16 protein-coding genes are annotated in these 16,510 nt (G+C 39.1%); all 16 read right to left on the minus strand.

Translation table 11 applies throughout. From position 1 onward, the window contains the following. On the minus strand, positions 1-224 hold a 224-nt coding region (locus Q0K35_RS01240), incomplete at its 3' end, for a PTS sugar transporter subunit IIA (protein WP_294560857.1). A gap of 4 nt (positions 225-228) precedes the next feature. Beyond that, positions 229-1,752 (minus strand): transcription antiterminator, encoded by a 1,524-nt coding sequence (locus tag Q0K35_RS01245; protein WP_294560858.1) that lies wholly within the window; start codon positions 1,750-1,752, stop codon positions 229-231. Between the two features lie 153 nt (positions 1,753-1,905). After that, complete coding sequence (locus Q0K35_RS01250) at positions 1,906-2,787, minus strand: AAA family ATPase (protein ID WP_294560859.1); 882 nt, start codon at positions 2,785-2,787, stop codon at positions 1,906-1,908. Between the two features lie 111 nt (positions 2,788-2,898). After that, positions 2,899-4,569, minus strand: coding sequence for a formate--tetrahydrofolate ligase (locus Q0K35_RS01255; RefSeq protein WP_294560860.1), 1,671 nt, complete (start codon positions 4,567-4,569; stop codon positions 2,899-2,901). Between the two features lie 30 nt (positions 4,570-4,599). Further along, positions 4,600-5,895 (minus strand): adenylosuccinate lyase, encoded by a 1,296-nt coding sequence (gene purB / locus Q0K35_RS01260; RefSeq protein WP_294560861.1) that lies wholly within the window; start codon positions 5,893-5,895, stop codon positions 4,600-4,602. A 117-nt stretch (positions 5,896-6,012) separates the two neighbouring features. Next, positions 6,013-6,660, minus strand: coding sequence for a DapH/DapD/GlmU-related protein (locus tag Q0K35_RS01265; protein WP_294560862.1), 648 nt, complete (start codon positions 6,658-6,660; stop codon positions 6,013-6,015). Beyond that, complete coding sequence (locus Q0K35_RS01270) at positions 6,657-7,298, minus strand: hypothetical protein (protein ID WP_294560863.1); 642 nt, start codon at positions 7,296-7,298, stop codon at positions 6,657-6,659. The genes Q0K35_RS01265 and Q0K35_RS01270 overlap by 4 nt, the downstream gene beginning before the upstream one ends. After that, entirely contained in the window at positions 7,295-8,377 is a 1,083-nt protein-coding gene (locus Q0K35_RS01275) for a pyridoxal phosphate-dependent aminotransferase (protein WP_294560864.1), read from the minus strand. Before Q0K35_RS01275 ends, Q0K35_RS01270 begins: the two co-directional genes overlap by 4 nt. A gap of 53 nt (positions 8,378-8,430) precedes the next feature. Next, positions 8,431-8,961 (minus strand): SOS response-associated peptidase family protein, encoded by a 531-nt coding sequence (locus Q0K35_RS01280; protein WP_294560865.1) that lies wholly within the window; start codon positions 8,959-8,961, stop codon positions 8,431-8,433. An 11-nt stretch (positions 8,962-8,972) separates the two neighbouring features. Continuing rightward, positions 8,973-9,221, minus strand: a complete 249-nt coding sequence (locus tag Q0K35_RS01285; RefSeq protein WP_294560866.1) for a hypothetical protein — start codon at positions 9,219-9,221, stop codon at positions 8,973-8,975. Positions 9,222-9,279: 58 nt separating this feature from the next. Then, positions 9,280-9,921 (minus strand): YesL family protein, encoded by a 642-nt coding sequence (locus Q0K35_RS01290; RefSeq protein WP_294560867.1) that lies wholly within the window; start codon positions 9,919-9,921, stop codon positions 9,280-9,282. After that, positions 9,921-11,039 (minus strand): ABC transporter ATP-binding protein, encoded by a 1,119-nt coding sequence (locus Q0K35_RS01295; protein WP_071440970.1) that lies wholly within the window; start codon positions 11,037-11,039, stop codon positions 9,921-9,923. The genes Q0K35_RS01290 and Q0K35_RS01295 overlap by 1 nt, the downstream gene beginning before the upstream one ends. Before the next feature lies 1 nt (position 11,040). Then, positions 11,041-12,840: an iron ABC transporter permease gene (locus Q0K35_RS01300; protein ID WP_294560868.1), complete on the minus strand. Its 1,800-nt coding sequence runs from the start codon at positions 12,838-12,840 to the stop codon at positions 11,041-11,043. Between the two features lie 66 nt (positions 12,841-12,906). Next, positions 12,907-14,112, minus strand: coding sequence for an extracellular solute-binding protein (locus Q0K35_RS01305; RefSeq protein ID WP_294560869.1), 1,206 nt, complete (start codon positions 14,110-14,112; stop codon positions 12,907-12,909). Between the two features lie 191 nt (positions 14,113-14,303). Next, a complete protein-coding gene (locus Q0K35_RS01310; protein ID WP_294560870.1) occupies positions 14,304-15,800 on the minus strand; it encodes an IMP dehydrogenase in 1,497 nt (498 codons plus the stop codon). Positions 15,801-15,942: 142 nt separating this feature from the next. Then, positions 15,943-16,479, minus strand: a complete 537-nt coding sequence (gene rbr, locus Q0K35_RS01315) for a rubrerythrin (protein WP_294560871.1) — start codon at positions 16,477-16,479, stop codon at positions 15,943-15,945. Between the last annotated feature and the right edge of the window lie 31 nt (positions 16,480-16,510).

Consider the following 16,510-nt stretch of genomic DNA (forward strand, 5'->3'; position numbering starts at 1 on the left):
TTCACCGTTTTTGAACGGCCATGAGGAATCGCAATACCATCACCGATACCTGTGATCCCTTCACTCTCACGATCATATATTTCTTTAATAAATGTCTTCTGATCCTCAATTACTTGATTTCGATACAGCATCTCTGTCATTTCTGAAATTACTTCATCTTTGGTCGTTGCATTGAGATTCAGACAAACATTTTCATCAAATAAAACTTCCTTAATATCTAACATTCCCTCACCTTTTCTCGATCATAATCGCTTTTTTAACTTCATCAATATCCCTCTGATCCATGAGCACTGAAACCAAGACTGACGGACATTGTATTTCTTTTGTAATATTTACCGTTGTAATGATTAAATCAATATCAGATAGATCTTTCTTCTCTAACTGTTTCAATGAGATCACATCTGTAATTTCCAAATCAGGAAAGATCTTTTGTACTCTTTTCTTCAGGATATGAGAAGTTCCCACACCTGTTGAACAGATCAGCAGTACTTTTCGAGGGGATTTTCTATCTTCCAATGCTAATTGAAAATACAGACAGAGATAACAGATTTCATCATCAGATATAAAACCTTCCTTGAAATACTTTTTCTTTAATTCCAGTGTTACCTGCTTCACGGTCGCATACATCTGCGGATATTGCATGATCGTTTTTTCTTTCAATAAACAGATAATGCGAACATTATATTTGATTCGTGTTATCATTGAATTTACGTGTAACAGTAATGAATAAAAAAGATTTGAATCATTAGCGAAAGAATAAGATGTTTCTTTCTCCATGTTTTGTATAAGCTCATTACAAAAGCTTAGCACTTCCCGATTCGATGCCTGAAGCGTCTGGGCGATCACTTCGCGGCTAGGCAGCTCACCCACACCACATCCCATGAAATGCGTATAAATATAATCGATCTCATTTTCAGGGAAGCGGATGCCTGTCTGATTTGAAAAGTCGGTTATACATTTTTTGATCTTATGGAAGATGACATCATTGCGATCCTTTTCAGAGATAACATTGCTTTCATTGATAAACCTTTTATTTTTCATGCGTTCCATCGCAATTAGAATATGGGTCACAATATTGACATAATACGTATCACTGAGTATCACATCGATCTCTTCTTCAATAGATGAAACACACTGTTCGACACTTGCCAGATTCTCACTTCCATAGATTCCTTCCAGTACCATCCGTGTTTCTTTATTCAACCGGCTCTGTGCTGTTTTCACATCTGCAATGCCTACTTGAATCTCATTTAATAAATAGGCGACCTCGTTACGAATCAAGAGCTCATTTCCTTGAAGATAAGTACCTTCTCGGGTTCTTTTCATGGTCAGTCCGTTAGTTTGAGCCCGCTGCTCCACGGCAGAGAGATCATTCACGATCGAACTGCTTCCGACAAAATACTTTTCTGAGAGAGAACGAATGCTGGTCGGATTCGGAGAATTGAGTAAAAGATCCAGATAGATCCGGTTTCTTCTGTCTTCTACAGAATCATTGCTCCTATAAGAATCACTGCTGAATACCAATTCATCTAATCGATTTCGCGCCTCTGAATCACATTCAAGCAGGATGCCTTGACCATTCCGTTTGATTTCAAAATCTAATTCCTTGCCGGCTTCTTCTATTTTTTTAATATCACGCTGGATCGTTTTCGATGAACAGCCACAATGCATGGATAGTTCACTATAATTAACAGCTTCATTTTTTAATAGAAGATAACGAAGGATCAGAATTTGTCTTTCGTTCAATCCCATATAGGTACTCCTTTCTTCACTATCATTATATTTTTTTAATTTTAATATGAAAATACCAAAATCTGTCTTGATTTGGTGGACATTTTTAAAATACCAAACGTGTCCGTTTTAAGTGGACACGTTTGTATATCAAGCTATGATTATAATTGTTACTTATTCTTCGTGAGAATCAGCTGCCATGAATTCTTTTTCCTTTTCTTTGAAAAATTGATAATATGCTCTGACATTAGGCAATTCTGTCCACTTCCTTGGCCTGGCCGGCACAGCATCCAGATCATATATCTTCGCATGATCCAAGCTTAATAAAAACGGTGAATGCGTCGATATGATAAACTGACAGTCATAAAAACGGGCAGATTCTTCAATATAGTGTTTAAGCTTTAACTGATTCTCTGCTGACAGACTATTTTCCGGCTCATCGATCAAATAAACAGCATTTTCCTGTATTTCCTTCTGCCAGAAATCAATGGCGGATTCACCGTTTGACTGCTGGATGAGATTATTATTGACAAGACGTGAACGTATATATTTGGATTGTGTCATTCTTCTGGCATCGCTCTTTCTTTTTAGAATTTCATACTGTTCCAGTGTTTCATCAATATTTACATCATATTTTGAATTGAGATATTCCTCTGATAATTCATCTTTTCTGCGATTGACCCTTGCATTGATAGCTCTGAGATCCAACAAATAGTCAAATACATCGTCACTGGCGATAAATTTGATCTCACTGCATATTTCCTTATGAAAAAACTCATAGCTGCATTGTGCTACATATTGATCAAATAATTCACCTAATTCTATTTTATTTTTTCTTGATGCTTCTAATTTATCTGCGATGATATTTAAAAGAGTTGTCTTACCGGACCCGTTTCCGCCACAAAAGATCGTTATCGTATCAAAATCAATATCCTCCAATTCTTTTTCAGGGAATATTTTCAAAGGATAGAGGCTATTAAAGATATTTTTCTTCTGACATATCATCCAATATTCTGACATCTCTGGCAATAAACGAAAAGCTTTTAAAAAAATCATAAGATTCTCCTTTATTATCTATAATTATCTTATGCCACTCGCATATTTTTTTCAATATGGTATTTTCTTCCATTTCATATAGAAAAAAGACCCGTAAGATAACGGGTCTGATTAGAACAATCCGACAATATGCCCCTCTTCATCAATGTCCATATCAAGTGCTGCCGGATGTTTCGGAAGTCCCGGCATCGTCATCACATTACCGGTCAGCGCAACGATGAAGCCGGCACCGATTGATGGACGAAGCTCCCTGACAGTAATCGTAAAATCTTTAGGTGCGCCATAGATTTTTGCGTTATCACTCAATGAAGTCTGACACTTGGCCATACATATCGGCATCTTATCCCAGCCCAGCTCATTATAGATCTGTATCTGCTTCTGTGCTTCTTCCGCAAAGACAACATCCTTGGCACCATATACCTTTTGGGCTATTGTTTCGATCTTGGATTCAATGGAAGCATCAACATCATAGATTGGCGCAAAATCATTGTCCTGTTCACAGATATCCGCCACTTTCTGAGCTAAGTCCAAAGCACCTTCGCCGCCTTTTGCCCATACCTGTGATAAAGACATCGGATGGTTATTTTCTTTGCACCAGTTTTCAAGAGCTTCGATTTCTTTTGGTGTATCACTGGCAAATTCATTGATCGCTACGATATAAGGCAGGTTGAACTGCCGGATCGTATCAATATGTTTCGCAAGGTTCGCACATCCTTCCAGCATCGCTTCCACATTCTCTTCCTTCAGATGATCAAATTCCACACCGCCATGCTGTTTTAAGGCACGTATCGTTGCAACGATGACAACGGCATTTGGTTTCAGATGACCAAAGCGGCACTTGATATCAAGGAATTTTTCAGCTCCTAAATCAGCACCGAAACCTGCCTCGGTAACAACATAATCCCCAAGCTTTAAAGCCAGCTTCGTCGCTAAAAGCGAGTTGCAGCCATGAGCAATATTCGCAAACGGTCCGCCATGAACGATCGCCGGATTATTTTCAAGCGTCTGTACCAGATTCGGTTTGATCGCATCTTTCATGACCAAAGCCAAAGCACCTTCAATTTTTAAATCTTTGACATAGACAGGCTCACCATCATAATTATAAGCAACCAGCATCTTGCCAAGTCTTTCTTTAAGATCCATAAGTGAACTGGAAAGGCACAGCACGGCCATGACTTCACTGGCAACCGTAATGTTGAAACCGTCTTTTCTTTCAATACCATTGGTCTTCGCACCAAGACCGATTTCAATCTGACGCAGGGTACGGTCATTCATATCCAAGCATCTTTTCCATGTCACTCTTTCAGGATCGATGTTTAATTCATTTCCCTGATAGATATGGTTATCCAGACAAGCACTGATCAGGTTGTTGCAGGTCGTTATGGCATGCATATCTCCTGTAAAGTGTAAGTTTAGATCTTCCATCGGTACGACCTGGGCATAACCGCCTCCGGCAGCACCGCCCTTTAAACCGAATACAGGTCCTAAAGAAGGTTCACGTAAGGCAATCACCGTCTTCTTGCCAAGACGATTCAATCCATCACCTAAACCAACCGTTGTCGTTGATTTACCTTCACCGGCCTTAGTTGGGTTGATAGCAGTAACTAAAATCAGCTTCCCCTCTTTTTTATCCTTGTTCTTTTTAAAAAGATCTAAAGAAAGCTTGGCCTTGTATTTTCCATAATATTCAAGGTCATCTTCCTCAATACCTACTTTTTTCGCTACTTCCTGAATAGGAAGCATCTCTGCTTCCTGAGCGATCTCTAAATCTGTCTTTGCCATTTTACCTCCTCTTCCCTTTATCTGATTCAATTATTCAATGCCGACTCTTTTAAATATCGTATCTACATTTTTTAAATGATGCATCGGGTTAAAGCAATCATCAATTTCTTCCTGACTCAATTGAGCGGTTACTTCCGGATTATTCTCCATCAATTCCTTAAAGCTGATCTTCTCATTCCATGCTTTCATCGCATTGGGCTGTACAAGATCATATGCCTTTTCTCTTGAGAAGCCTTTTTCGATCAGCTTTAACATAAATCTTTGTGAATAGATCACACCATAAGTCTTATTGATATTCGCCTTCATATTATCTTCAAATACCGTCAGGTTATCTAAGATATTACCAAAGCGGTTCAACATATAATCCAAAAGTTCCGTTGCATCCGGAGCAATGATTCTTTCTGCCGAAGAGTGGGAAATATCTCTTTCATGCCACAGCGGTACATCTTCATAAGCAGTCATCATATAGCCTCTTAATACTCTTGAACATCCGCAAATGTTTTCTGAACCGATCGGATTCCGCTTATGCGGCATGGCACTGCTTCCTTTTTGACCGGGATTGAAATGTTCTTCCACTTCACGCACTTCGGTACGCTGAAGATGTCTGATTTCCGTAGCCATTTTTTCAAGTGATGTACCAATTAATGCCAGTGTTGCGAAATATTCCGCATGACGATCTCTTTGCAGCGTCTGTGTAGAGATCTTCGCTGACTGGATACCTAACTTTTCACACACATAGTCCTGTACAAATGGCGGTGTGTTCGCAAAAGTTCCTACCGCTCCTGAGATCTTGCCCGCTTCGATGTCTTCACAGGCAGCCTTAAAGCGTTTTAAATTACGTTTCATTTCTTCATACCACAAAGCGAATACCAATCCAAAAGAAGTAATTTCCGCATGTACGCCATGAGTTCTTCCGATCATCGGCGTCATCTTATATTGAAGAGCTTTCTTCTTTAAGATCTCCATAAAACGTTCAATATCTTCCAACAGGATCTTATCGGCCTTCTTGTATAAATAACCATAAGCCGTATCAACGACATCCGTGCTAGTCAGACCGTAATGCACCCACTTCTTTTCATCACCCAGCGATTCTGAAACACAGCGGGTAAACGCTACGACGTCATGTCTTGTCTGCTGTTCGATCTCATAAATCCGGTCAATATCAAACTTTGCATTCTTCCAAAGCTTTTCCACATCTTCCTTTGGAATCTCACCTAACTCTGACCACGCTTCACAGGCCAAGATTTCCACCTTCAGCCAAGCATTAAATTTGCTTTCTTCGCTCCAGATGTCACGCATTTCTTTTCTTGAATATCGATTTAACATATACTCCCACCCTCTTTTATATCTCTTTTATTTTACTTGATTTTAAGCATAAAAACAATGTCCGCAGAACAATTTAACACCGCATTTCAAATAAAAAGAACAAGTTTCCCCGTTCTCTCAAATTCCTCTTAAATCATTTTCTGTAAGATTTTCATATTTTCGATTTTCCGTTATGATTCGTGCCGGCACTCCTGCTGCCACACAGTTTGCGGGAATATCTTTTGTAACGACCGCATTGGCTCCTATGACCGTATTCTCGCCGATATGCACTCCTTCCAAAATTATTGCTCCTGCACCGACAAAACAATTTCTCTCGATAACGACCGGCTGTTCACAATAAGGTTCAATCGTTCCTGCAAGAACTGCATTGGCACCGATATGGCAATTTTCCCTGACGATAGTCCCGCCACCTAAAACAGCCCCCATATCGATCATCGTTCTTTCACCGATGATACAGCCTGTATTAATGATGGCTCCCATCAGGATGACAGCTTCTTTACCGATCACGACACCTTCCCGTATGACTGCCCCATATTCAATACGGGCATTGATCTCTTTTATATCTAAAAGTGATAATGCACTGTTCACACAAATCGTTTCCACATGATAATCATCAATATCATTTTCCATCAGCAGCTTTTTGATGCTTTCCCATTCACCGACAGCCGTATGGGCATAGCTTTTCAGACCATGAATCTTTTCATTAAGATAAACTCTGACAAATGTCTTTTTCTTATTTTTCTTGATCTTTTGAATGATATTCATATCTCTTGTACGAAACGGCTCATCACTTTCATTTCAATTTCATCACTCATGTCCACAAAACACACGCCTCCTTCATTTAAGATATTGACCTGTGAATCGCATAATCCATTCACATAACAATAATAGCTGCTGGCAATATTGCCGCTGCCACACGATAATGTAAACCCGACCCCCCGCTCATATGTCCTTACTTCGATACAGCTTTGACTTAAGATACGAACATAAGAAATATTACAATCAAATCGTTTGCATAACTGGGCGGCGTTTTCCATATCTTCATCTAAAAGAATCATATGCTCATTTCCAACATCGACAAAATTACGATAAATATTCGGAATCTTGACCGTCACAACACTTATGAACGGTTCTTTTTGAAGGATCTCACACTTATAGATCTCATTTTGAACCACAAGGGCAAACACATCATACTTCTCACTTTCATCATAGAGATAATGTGCAAAACAATGCAGCCCATTGACACATAACAAAGCCTCACTGCCATCGGCATTATAAATGCTCATACGATGTGAAAATATTTTTAAATACCCATCACATGCATACTTCCCACACATTTGAACGACATCGATCTCTTCACTTCCTAAGATAAAACGATTCCCATTGGCCTCATAAATCTTCATAACTTTCTCACAAACGCTTCCAAGCGATCACATCCTTCTTTACATTTTTCTAAGTCTATGCAGCAGGACATCCGGATATGATGTTCATAATAGAAATATTTCCCGGGTAATACAGCTATCTGTACCTCTTCAAGCATACGGTACGCAAATTCTTCACTTGACAAATGAAAAGGTTTGATTGAAAAAAAGATATAATAAGGACCTTCTGTTTCAACAACATTGATACCCATATCTATCAATCTCCGGAAAATGTATCTTTTCTGCTCATCATAACTTACAAAAGGAGAATGTAAGGCAGTCAGGGCACTTTTCTGGGTAAAAACCGGCAGACAGCTTTGTATCAGCTGATGAAGCTTCACGATTTCTTTCATTTTATTTAAAGGAGCACAAATATAACCCACACGGAAACCACACATGAGCGAGCTTTTTGAAAAGCTATGAATTTGAATGATACTTTCATGTAATTGGGGATGATATAAGGTAGGATAAGAACCACATTCAAAATAGGTCGCATCCCATATCAGCAGCAAATCATATTCCTTGCATATTTTATGAAGGATCTGGATTGATTTTTGATTGAGCACGCTGCCACTTGGATTATGAGGATGATTGATCAGCAGTGCTTTTGTATTTTCCTTTATGGCAGCCCGAAGGAAATCTTCACTGATCTGAAATTCATCATCAAATATAAATGTTTGCAGATCAAGATCAAACAACATGCACAACGATATATAAGAAGGATAGGCAGGAATCCCTACAAGCAAACCATCACCTTTTTCAAACAAGGTCATCATGACTTCAAAAAGACCTTGGGTAGCACCACTCGTAATACAGATTTCCTGTATATCATAAAACATTTCTTTTAAGCACAAAAGCTCTCTAAGCTCATACAAGCCCTGACTTTCACTATAATGAGTTTCATTATGATCAAGCGACCGTATGGCAGCTTCTTTGATATCCTCATTCACATTTTCATGAGCATCACCTAATGTGAAATCAATGACACCTTCTGTTTTTTTAACTTTTTCATGAAAGATCCTTAAACGGCTTGTTGTTATTTTAAATAGCTGCGGATTCATATTCACCTCAGCTAAATTTATGCTTATCCCTCTAAAAAAATGAATAGATTTCTCTATTCACATAATTCAAAATGCAAATTTTCATTATCGATTGAAGGCATATCTTTAAAATGAAGATAATCCATCATCTTCTGCTCATTCATGATGATCGGCGTCCTTGAATGAATCTGTTTCATCTGGTTTTCTGATTCACCGGTAATGATCACAAATTCATTATTTTCATTATAAAGACCTGCAAAGTAAATATAGGGCTCATTTTCTTTCGTAATATAGATCTTTTTCTTATGATTCCACTCATAAAATCCATTAGCGATAACAGCACACCGGTTATGAAGGATCCTTTTATAAGTAATACGTTCATGTAAGGTTTCTATGCGTGCATTGATCAAAAGTGAACGGCCGGAAATACCCCATTTCTTTACAGTCGCATCGATTCTTTCTTTCTTAGGCACCAGTACGATGGCATTTTGTGAAGGAAAGATCTCATTTGTGGCATATTCAAATGACTGGGTTTCTTTCAGACTTTCTTTAATTTTTCTGGCAATTTCTGAATCATCGAGCTTTATAAAATATCTTCCGCACATATCATTTCCTCTTATTTTATTCCATATTTTTTTAAGATATTGATGATCACATTATTCGTAACTTTTTGGGCACTGATCTCACGATAGCGGTACTGCCTTGTCTGTGCATTCTCCTGCATTTCTTTCATCTGCCTGCTGATTTCTTCTTGCTGATGAATGAGATCAAAATAAAAATCTTCAAACAACGAAAGTCTTTCCAAGGCTTCTTCTATATTATTTACTTCAATTCCTGTTTCATTCTTTTTTGTTATTCTTTCCATATGATCACCCTCTTCATTATACATGAAACAGGCAATGAATCAAAACTCCATTGCCTGTTTATTTAGAAATTTGTTTTTTATGATATTCTCTATCCGTCTTTTTCACCATATATTTCTCAAACATCTTAGGTAATATCTGCCAATTGAGATAACAGATGATTCCCGGCATCATGACAAGAAACTCCGGCAGCAAAAAGAAAGCGGAAATAGGAAGACCAATCGTTAAAATAGCAATGCACAAAGCCTGCAGAAAACATGTCATGGATAAGTCAAAAGCTTCTGAAATGATTTCTTTCAGCTTAGCATGAGGTTTTCTGGACAGTATGATGAATACCATATTAAACTCAAATACGATCAACGTTGATAATGTGGCCAATACAGCTGCTCCCAATGCATCAAAGGTTGAACTGCCTGTCCAGTAATAAATCAGATCGAGAGCAAGCAATAAAAACACCACAAGATGTATCAGCCAGATAATCGTTGCTTTTTTGAAGCACTTTTTAAATTCATGAAAATAGTCCTTAAGAATATTTACTTTTATCCCTGTAACATACCTGCCCATTAACATATTCAAGGTCGTGCTGCTGGCACCGATCGTAATAATAGGCAGGCTGGTGAGAAGCCAAAGCGTTCCCATCAGGATGATATCCATAAATCTTAATGTCCATTTCCAAAAAAGTGAATCGGCAGTTGTATTCATTATACGCTCAATACTTCCAGTGAACCCAACGTGATCATCTTTGTTGATTTAGCATCAAACAATACATAGCGATCCCCTGAAAAACCAAAATGAATGATCGAATCCATCGCAAAGTCAATGCTTCCAAAGGCAACAGCCGAGAATGTCACATCATTCACAGCTAATGAAAGTGTCGTTTCCATACCACTTGGCAATGATGAAATAACTCTTCCTTCAATAGAACCTTTCTCATCTACGACGACAAATTCCGGACGAATACCTAAGACATATTCACCGTCACTTAAATCAACCGGATGATTCGGTGTAAAACGTACCGCAAAATGCTTGCAATTTAAATCAATACCCTTTTCATGTGCTTTTCCATGACACTGGATAAAATTCATGGAAGGATTACCCATAAAGTCTGCACAGAAGAGATTTGCCGGTTCGCCATACAATTCCAATGGCGGACAATACTGTTGAACAACGCCCTCTTTCATTAGACATACCTTAGAGCTTAAGGTCATGGCTTCTGATTGATCATGGGTAACATAAACAAAGGTTGCCTTTGTTGTCATATGCAAACGTTTCAATTCTGCACGCATATCATTACGCAGCTTAGCATCCAAATTTGACAATGGTTCATCCATCAATAAAATTCTGGGATTCGGGGCTAAGGTTCTTGCGATAGCAACACGTTGCTGCTGACCTCCGGAAAGCTCAGCAGGATAACGATTCATATATTCTTTGATACGCATCGTTTCGCAGATTTCATTGACACGGGCATCGATTTTAGCTTTTTCCCATTTCATATTTTCAAGACCGAATGAAATATTCTTATATACGGTCATATGTGGCCATAAGGCATAATTTTGAAACAAGAAACCGACATTTCTTTTATCCGGTGAAAGATTGACACCTTTTTCTTCTGAAAAAACCAGTTCACCATCAATATAGATTTCACCCTCTGTCGGCGTTTCCAAACCGGCGATCATACGCAGCGTCGTTGTTTTTCCACAGCCACTCGGTCCTAATAAAGAAACAAATTCACCGTCTTTGATTTCCAGATCCATCTGATTGACAGCAATCGAATCTTTTCCGAATTTCTTTGTGATATTCTCTAATCGTATCGTTGGCATATTAGTTACTTCCTCCTACTCCTTTTTCGATTGACGCACCCGTCAGCTTTTCAACACCAAAGTTGACAAGCAGTACAACAAATATAATCAAAAGATTGATTGCATTGGAATACTGATCCCATCCTTTTTCATCATACATGAACAAGAGTGTCGTCAGCACACGATTATTTGCTGTAACTAAGATAACATATAAGCTTAGTTCACGCATACTTGAAACAAATGGCAATAGATATCCCGAAACGATCGTTGACTTTTCAATAGGAACGATGATACGGGTCATACGCTTGATCCATGGAATACCTTGGATGATACCGGCTTCTTCGATTTCCGGAGAAAGCTGCAGCATCGAATTGACACCTGATCTGGAAGCCATCGGTAAATACTTCACCGTACCGATCAAAGCCAGGATTGCAAATGTTCCATACAATGAAGGAATGATACCGTGGCTCTGGGAGAACATTGACAGATAGATAGCTGCAAATGCCATTGATGGAATCAGGTATGGAATAAATGTAAGATTCTCAACAATACGGCTCAGCTTGCTTCCTCTTCTTCTTACGATCGAATATCCTGCAAGGAAGCCGAAAGTTCCGGCACCGACAGCTACGATCGCTGATAATTTGATACTATTGAAAAGTGTTTTCCAAACATCACTGTTGATCAGGATACCGGCTTTATCCATGATATCATTGCCACCCTTTGAAATGCCGATCCAGAAATCCAACGTCATATTCGCAAGCGAATAATCACCTTTCACGATGATCACTGATTGAAGCATGAATGATATCATCGGTATGACAGACATACATAATACGACAACTCCTGCCAGAAGGGAAATGATATTGCGGGCCTTCTTAAGATGGAACACGGATACATTGGCACTCTTTCCGGTAACCGTCGCATAAGATTTACGCTTACCGATCAGCAATTGATTACCGATCATGATCAAAACGCTGATAATGATCATCAGGATCGCAATGATATAACCAACACCCGGATTCGTTCCCTGTAAAGCCGCATATAATTCTGTCGTCAATACATAATAGCGAACCGGAAGACCTAAAAACTGTGGTACGGCAAATGAGCTCATCGCACTTGAGAATACCAAGATGATCGTACTCATGACTGCCGGCATGACCATCGGGATCGTAATGCGTGCAAACATACGCAAACGATTTGTTTTCAAGATTACAGCCGCTTCTTCAAGATTGGCATCCATATTTCTTAATACACCGCCAATCAGAATATAGGCAAACGGTGCATAATGCAATCCTGTCACCAAAATGATCGGAAATGCTCCATAGGCGAACCAGTTCGCCGTTTCAATTCCGGTAGCAGCCGTAAAGATTCCCATCGCACCGCCAACCGCAGTATTCTTAAAGAAATTCTTCCAAGCAAGCGCTAATGTCCAGCTAGGCATGATATAAGGGAAAATGAACAATTTCGTCATGACCTTTTTCCATCTCATATCTGTACGAGTTACCAACCAAGCAAAGCCTCCGCCGATCAGCACAGATACGATACATGAGAAAACAGCACATATCAAGCTGTGCATGAGTGGTTCATACAGCAATGAATTACTATACTGACTAACAAAAAGCCGATTCCAGTGATAAAGCGTAAAGGATCCTACCGCCTGACGAACACGTGATTTTTCAGCTGAATGGACAATAAACGTGTCTTTAACGATAGAAAATAAAGGAACAACCACTAAATAGGCTAATACTACTAAAAATATCAGCAACAGGACATTATAAGGCTTACTGAAAAAAGTTTTTAAATGATTTAATTTCTTTTTCATATCTTACCTCTCTAAAAAAGACAAGGGCAGCAGTGTATCACCACAGCCCTTCTCTATGATTCAAAACTACTTGATCAAATTAATAAAATCTTCTACATCTGCACGATGTTCAGCAGCATATTCAGGATCTTCAACGATCAGGATATCTTTCCAAACAGATAATTCCTGGTCACCATCAGCAACTGCCAGGCTTGTATTAGCACTGTAGTCACCCTGACGTCCTGTCATACCAACATAAACAGAACCATCGTTCAATGTTGTTTCACCATCACCAAACCAGCCATCTTCAGTATATAGCCAGCAAAGGAATGCTTTTGCCATTTCAGGATTGTCGGCATTTGATGTCAGCAGTCCATAGATCGGATAAATAAATCCTGCAAATGGAGTTACATCAGAAGTATATCCTAACTTATAACCAATCTCTAAGTTCTTTACATATTTATTCAATGTAATCAGACCTGACCATGGTTTTGTCTGTCCTTCAGCACCGATAGACTGTGCCATATCACCATCAGAAGTACCAACAACCAAACCGTTATTATAAAGCATCTTGATCCACTGATAACCTGCATTCGGACAATCATCATCTAATACAAGATCTTCACCATAGTATTCCTTATAAGCTTCTTCAAGCAAAGCTGCATTTTCATCAGAAGTAATTACTGTCAGGAAGTCCATATTAACACCTTCGGTAAAAGGATCCTTCATCATGACAGTTCCGGCATATTTCTCATCCGTTACATACCAGATATTATTAATTTCATCTTCAGCTACATTATCAGTATTATAAATGAATACTTTATTACAGTAATCCCAAACCAGCAACGGTTCTGCCTGTTCTTCACCTACTGCATCATAGATCTCTTGATTATACCAGTTAACTACATATCCTTCGTCTACTAAATCAGTAAGAACACGAGCACCATCCTGAATAAAGATGATATCGGCTCCGGCTGCCCCTGTCGAAACCTCAGTTGCTACCTGAGTGATCTGATCTGTATCCCCGATCTGTGTACATTCAAATTCAACATCCAGATCAAATTTGTTTTTGAATGCTTCACAAGCGCTGACTACAACGGAATGAGTGGAATAAACCGTAACCTTTTTACCGTTTTCCTTGCCAGCTTCCAACAATTCTTCAAAAGTTGTCTGGTCGATTTCCCCTGTTTCATTCGTATCATCCGCAGGGGTGTCATCTGTTGTCGAGCTGCATCCTGTTGCCATACCTAAGCATAAGCACAGGCTGCAGAACATTGTAAGAAATTTTTTCACTTATATGCCTCCTTTTTTCTTGTGAAATCCCTTTCACCTAATATAATAACTCATTTTTTTAAATGAAATTAATTTTTTTTACCACATTATTACTTACTTTTTTTATTTATTTAACATAAACATTACATAAATTTTACATTATAACCAAAAAAAGAAGCCTTTTTTTGGCTTCTTTAAGACAACTTCTTTAACTATTTAAAATCATCTTTCAGCACGACGTCATGTGCGCTTCCTTCCTGGATCGAAACGTTTGAAACAAGCGTCAAACGGGCCGTTTCATAGAACTCTTTGATCGTCAAGGCACCGCAGTTGCACATCGTTGATTTGATCTTATGTAATGTGATCGATACACCGTCATCCAGTTTTCCGGCATATGGGACATAGGAATCAACACCCTCTTCAAAGGTAAGCTCCTGCTTGCCTCCGAGATCATAACGCGCCCAGTTTCTGGCACGATTGCTTCCTTCGCCCCAATATTCCTTCATATATCCCTTGCTCGTTTTTACCTTAGCAGTCGGTGATTCATCAAATCTGGCAAAATATCTGCCCAGCATGACAAAATCTGCCCCCATCGCCAAAGCCAAGGTAATATGATAATCCTGCACGATACCGCCATCAGAACAGATCGGTACATAAATACCTGTTTCCTCAAAATATTCATCTCTGGCATTTGCGACATCCATAACGGCACTAGCCTGTCCGCGTCCGATACCCTTGGCCTCACGTGTAATGCAGATAGAGCCTCCGCCGATACCGATCTTTACAAAATCGGCACCTGCCTGTGCCAAATATCTGAAGCCATCACCATCGACGACATTTCCGGCACCGATCTTTACCGAATCCCCATAATGTTCTCTGACCCATTGGATCGTATCATACTGCCATTCAGAAAAACCTTCGCTTGAATCAATACAAACAACATCCACACCTGCCTCAACAAGTGCCGGAACGCGCTGAGCATAATCTCTTGAATTGATACCTGCACCTACGATATAGCGCTTTTCGCTATCCAACAAGGCATCTGTATTTTCCTTATCGCTTGAATAATCCTTTCTGAAGACCATATATTTCAAATGCTGATCTTTATCAACGATCGGCAAAGAGTTTAGCTTCTTTTCCCAAATCAGATCATTGGCTTCCGTAAGCGTAATACCGTCATATCCAACGACCAGATCCTGATATTTAGTCATGAAATCTTTTACTTTTTTATCCAACGGATCGCGTGTGATCCGGTAATCTCGACTTGTAACGATTCCTAACAGCTTGCCATTCGGCGTTCCATCCTCCGTAACAGCCATCGTAGAATGACCTGTTTTAGCCAATAGATCCAAAACATCTTTCAACGTATTCTCCGGTGTTATATTTGAATCGCTGACAACAAAACCGGCCTTATAATTTTTTACTCGGCGTACCATCTCTGCCTGCTCTTCAATTGTCTGTGATCCGTAAATAAATGCACAGCCGCCCTTTTTCGCCAAAGCAACAGCCATTTTATCATCACTGACAGATTGCATGATCGCACTGACCATCGGAATGTTCAAGCTAAGTGCAGGCTCTTCCCCCTTTTTAAATTTAACAAGCGGTGTCTTCAAGCTCACATTGGCAACGATATTCTTTTTTGTTGTCAGATTCGGGAGCAAAAGATATTCACCAAATGTATGAGATAAACCTTCTAAAACCTTCGCCATAAAATTGTACCTCTCTTCCTTGTATTATCTGTAAAATTATCACAAATCTCCTTAAAAATCAATGAATTTTTCTACTTTTGCCACATAAGACCCATCTATGAGCCAAAATAAAAGAAAAAGGCATTTTTCATGCCTTTTGATCTTAGTAGTTATCGCTTGCTTTTGCAAATACTGCCTGAGGATATCCACATACCGGACATACACCCGGAGCAACTTCGCTTTCTACACGGTAACCGCAGATAGCACACTGCCATACCACTTTTTCATCTTTCTTGAATACCTTGCTGTTTTCAACATTTGCAAGCAATGCAAGATATCTTTCTTCATGTCTTTTTTCAATATTTGCAACTGCTTCAAACTGGAAAGCTAACTTATTGAAGCCTTCTTCCTTAGCTTCCTTTGCAAACTGAGCATACATATCTGTCCACTCATAGTTTTCACCGGCTGCAGCATCCTTCAGGTTTTCATTTGTCTGAGGAATACCATCATGCAATGCCTTAAACCAAAGCTTTGCATGTTCCTGTTCATTTCTAGCTGTTTCCAAGAACAATTCTGCGATCTGGTCTAAGCCCTGTTCTTTTGCTTTTTCAGCATAGAAAGTATATTTGTTTCTAGCCTGAGATTCACCAGCAAATGCAGTCATTAAGTTTTTTTCTGTTTTTGATCCTTTTAGTTCCATCTTAACATCCTTTCTGTAGACCTTTGTCCTG

Source organism: uncultured Traorella sp. (assembly GCF_944327115.1).
Taxonomy (GTDB): Bacteria; Bacillota_I; Bacilli_A; order Erysipelotrichales; family Erysipelotrichaceae; genus Traorella.